At 64.3% G+C, this 4,414-nt stretch carries 4 protein-coding genes; all 4 read left to right on the top strand.

What is annotated here, in order from left to right; genetic code table 11:
* Positions 1–532 precede the first annotated feature (532 nt).
* Positions 533–1,732 (top strand): amidase, encoded by a 1,200-nt coding sequence (locus tag EN742_RS25795; RefSeq protein ID WP_128333429.1) that lies wholly within the window; start codon positions 533–535, stop codon positions 1,730–1,732.
* A 3-nt stretch (positions 1,733–1,735) separates the two neighbouring features.
* Positions 1,736–2,635, top strand: a complete 900-nt coding sequence (locus EN742_RS25790; protein ID WP_126058446.1) for a LysR family transcriptional regulator — start codon at positions 1,736–1,738, stop codon at positions 2,633–2,635.
* A gap of 72 nt (positions 2,636–2,707) precedes the next feature.
* Positions 2,708–3,376 carry a DUF1007 family protein gene (locus tag EN742_RS25785; protein ID WP_127407375.1) on the top strand — a complete coding sequence of 223 codons (669 nt, stop codon included), beginning with the start codon at positions 2,708–2,710 and terminating at the stop codon, positions 3,374–3,376.
* An 8-nt stretch (positions 3,377–3,384) separates the two neighbouring features.
* A partial coding sequence (locus tag EN742_RS25780; RefSeq protein ID WP_189375593.1) for a nickel/cobalt transporter occupies positions 3,385–4,414 on the top strand: 1,030 nt, incomplete at its 3' end.

Below are 4,414 nucleotides of genomic sequence, written 5' to 3'. Positions count from 1 at the left end.
CTCCATAACGCCTTTCGGCGCGCAATAAGGCTGCGGGACGCGGGCTGTCGGCCTCGCGAACACGCGGTGGACAAAGGCGGGACGGAAAATCCATGGAACCAGCCGGTGGAGACCCCGGAACCATGAAATGCCGTCTCGCGGCGGTGAACCTTGGCCTTGCCCGGCCTCGGTTCGCTTTGTCTGCCTTGGCTTGGATGGGAGACCCGTCCGCACTGCCGGCAATGAAGGTGTGCCTCTTTAGTAACCCCGGTCTTTGGACAACCGGAAGAGAACCAGAAAGGCCCGCACCGTCGTTGCTTCAAGGTGTCCTCGATCTTGTGGTTGGCCACTGACCGACTGGAGTGGTTGGCTCCAGTTACCTTACCGATTGCCCTCACCATTCGAGGATCGGCGGACACCCACAGGCACGTGCGACTTTGGGCAAGCGCGATATAGGAGCGATGGATTTCACAATCAATAAAAATCGTAAGCTGCGGTTGTAAAATTTCCGGCATCGAACAATCTACGGAATACCGTATCCGGATATCGAACGATGACAGGCACGCACGGACCGTTCAACGCCTTCCTCAACCTTCGCCAAATGCCTGTCGCGCATGCGGAACTGGGCCCGCTGGCAGGGCTGCGGCTGGCCGTCAAGGACATCTACGACGTCGCCGGCTACCGCACCGGCTGCGGCAATCCGGGCAAATTCGCCGACGCCCACGCCGCCTCGCAAACCGCTCCGGCGGTACAGATCATTCTCGACGCCGGCGCGCGATTCGTCGGCAAGACCCAGACCGACGAGCTTGCCTTCTCGCTGATGGGCCAGAACGCGCATTTTCCCTTCCCGGTGAACCCGGCCGCGCCCGAGCGCGTCACCGGCGGCTCGTCGTCGGGATCAGCGGCGGCGGTGGCGGGCAAGCTCGCCGACATCGCCACCGGCTCAGACACCGGCGGCTCGATCCGCGCCCCGGCTAGGTTTTGCGGCCTGATCGGGCTGCGCACTACGCATGGCCGCATATCGCTCGACGGCGCCATGAAGCTCGCGCCGAGCTTCGACACCTTCGGCTGGTTCGCCGACGACATCGAAACCTATGAGGCGGTCGGCAAGCTGCTCCTCGGCCGCGACCCGCACCAGCATGGGCTCAACCGGCCGCTGTCGATCGGCTGGCTGGACGCCTTAGTGTCGGGCACGGCCGAGGCCACCGAATATACCAGAATGAAGGCGCTCGCCGCTTCCGTCATCGGCGAGCCGGCGCAGGTGGAGTACAGTTTCGCCTCCTTCCCCGACGAGCTCTATTGGTGCTTTCGCCGCCTGCAGGCCTTCGAGGCATGGCAGGAGCATGGCGACTGGATCAGCAGCGGCGAGCGCGGTCTCGGGCCGGGCGTCGACGAGCGTTTCGCTTTTGGCCGAGCCGTCGATGCCAGGACGGTCGCAACCGAAGAGGCGCGCCGGCTGGCCTTCCGCGCCGAGCTCGCCGCCCTGCTCGGCAGCCATGGCTTTCTCGTCCTGCCGACGGTTCCGGGCGCGGCGCCGCTCGTCAAGAGCGCGCCGGAACAGCTGCAGACCTACCGCGAAAGGGCACTGCATCTATTGTGCCTCTCCGGCCTCTCCGGTTTCCCGCAGATCACGCTGCCGCTCGGATCGGTCGACGGCGCCCCGTTCGGGCTGTCACTGCTCGGCCCTTCCGGAAGCGACGTCGCCCTGATACGGCTCGGCCGCAAACTCCTCGACGCCGCACGAAAGGCCTGAGCCATGGACACGCTGACCCGCATGCGCGCCTTCATCGACGTCGTCGAGGCCGAAGGCTTTTCGGCCGCCGCGCGCAAGATCGGTCGCTCCAAGGCGTTGCTGTCGAAATATGTGCGCGAGCTGGAGGACGAGCTAGGCGCCTTGCTCCTGAACCGCACCACCAGGCAGTTCTCGATGACCGAGGCCGGCCATACCTACTACAGGCGCGCCTCCGAGATCGTGCGCGAGGTCGACAGTCTGGCCGATGCGGTGCGCGAATCCTCCGGCGATGTGCGCGGCCGCATCAAGCTTTCGGCGGCGCGCACCTTCGCCGACGCGCCGATCGGCCAGTCGCTGATCGACTTCGCCAAGGAGCATCCCGACATCGTGCTCGACATCCATCTCGATGACCGTTTCGTCGACCTGGTCGAGGAGGGCTTCGACCTCGCCGTGCGCATCTCCAGGCTGGAGAACTCCTCGCTGATCGCAAGGCGCCTTGCGCCCTTTTCTGTCAGGCTGTGCGCATCGCCGGACCTGATCGCCAAGCACGGCATGCCGATGCGTCCGCAGGACCTCGCCCGCATCCCCTGCATCATCGACACCAATGGCCGCTGGCTGACCAACTGGCCGTTCAAAGGCGACGCCGGCGACACGATGAGCGTGTCGGTCTCCGGCCCGATCGAGGTCAACAGCCCGATGACCGCGAGGGCCGCGGCCGTTGCCGGCCTTGGCTTCACCATGCTGCCCGATTTCATCGCTATCCCCGAGATCGAGAGCGGCCGGCTGGTGACGGCATTGGACGACCGCCTGCTCTCCGGCAGCGGCATCTTCGCCGTCTATCCGCACCGGCGCTATCTGCCGGCAAAGGTGCGCGTCTTTGTCGATTTCCTGGTGCAGTGGTTCAAGACACGCGAAAGCGCCTGACACGGTCCCAATTTCGCCCCCTTTCTGGTAACTCTCGACAGTCGTCCCAATCCCATGGAATCGCCATCCGCAATGCACCTGAAACGGCAAGCAATCATGCTGGCTTCGGCCATGGCGGCGACCTTCGCGGCGGTCGAACCGGCCGAAGTGCATCCGCACGTCTTCGCCGAGGCTCGCCTCGACGTCATCCTCAGCGAGGATCACCAAAGTGTGAAGGCGTTGCGCCATCTCTGGCGTTTTGACGACCTGTTTTCGAGTACGGTGATGATGGAGTTCGACAAGAACTCCGACCTGAAGCTTGACGACAAGGAGCTGAAGGAAGTGGCCGACACCGTCCATTCTTCGTTGGCGGAGTTCAACTATTTCCAGCTCGTCACCCAGGACGGCAAGGACGTGGCGATGACCCCTCCTCCACATCTCATGGCCAATTTCGACAACGACCAGCTGATCATCCTGTTCGAATCCGAGCCCAAGGTTCCGATCAGGCTCGCCGGCAAGATCGACATCGGCGTCTATGACCCCACCTTCTATACCGCGATCGACTTCACCGACGATGCGAACCTCACCGTGGAGGGCCTGCCCTCGACCTGCACCAAGAAGGTCATCCGCCCCGATCCGGACGAGGCGATCGCCGAGAACCAGAAGTCCCTGACGGAAGCGTTCTTCAACGATCCGACAGGCACCGACATGAGCAAGATCTTCGCCACAAAGCTCGAACTGAACTGCTCGCCAGAAGGATAGATCCGGTGATGAAACCGTCGCTGCGTTTGGCGCTCGGCCTAGCGGCCGCCACCCTGGTGATCACCCATCTGCCGGATGTCGCCCACGCCCAGAGCTCGCTCGGCATCGGCACCAATGACGGCACGGCGCCCTCCACCTCCGGGCCCTTCGCCCACATCCTGATGTGGATCAATCTCAGGCAGCAGGAATTCTACCATTCGCTCGCCGTCGCCATGAAAGCGATGCGCGAGGACGGCAGCAAGCTGTGGCTGCTGATCGGCCTCTCCTTCGCCTATGGCATCTTCCATGCCGCCGGCCCCGGCCACGGCAAGGCGGTGATCTCGTCCTATATGGTGGCCAATGAAGTGGCGTTGAAGCGCGGCATCATGCTGTCCTTCGTCTCGGCGCTGCTGCAGGGCCTGACGGCGGTCGTGGTCATGATGCTTGCCTATTTTGTGCTGCGCGGCACCACGGTGTCGATGACCGATGCGGCGTGGTTCCTGGAAATCTCGAGCTATGTGCTGGTCACCCTGTTCGGCGCCTGGCTGCTCTGGCGCAAGGCGGGCCCCGCCATCCGCCGCCTGTTCGGCGCCGGTCCCGCCTACAGCCTGTCAGCCGCCCATGCCAGTCACTCGCATGCCGGCCATTCCCACGCGGGGCACTCGCACGCTGCACATGCCCATGCGCACGCGCTTCATGCTCACGACCATGATCACGATAATGCAGCCCACCATTCGCATGGCCACGGCGCACACGATCACCATCATCACGATCATGGCGCGCATGATCACGCCGGCCACGATCATCACCATCATGACCACGCCGCCGGCGAGGTCTGCGAGACCTGCGGCCATTCGCACGCCCCCGATCCGGCGCTGCTGTCGGGCGACAATTTCGACTGGCGCACGGCATGGTCGGCGGTGGCGGCCGTCGGCATCCGCCCCTGCTCCGGCGCGCTGATCGTGCTGAGCTTCGCCCTGCTCAACGGGCTCTGGCTCGGCGGCCTGCTGTCGGTGTTCGCCATGTCGATCGGCACCGCCATCACCGTCTCGGCGCTGG

This window comes from Mesorhizobium sp. M4A.F.Ca.ET.020.02.1.1 (assembly GCF_004022645.1).
Taxonomy (GTDB): Bacteria; Pseudomonadota; Alphaproteobacteria; order Rhizobiales; family Rhizobiaceae; genus Mesorhizobium.
This window is presented reverse-complemented; position numbering and strand designations above follow the sequence as displayed.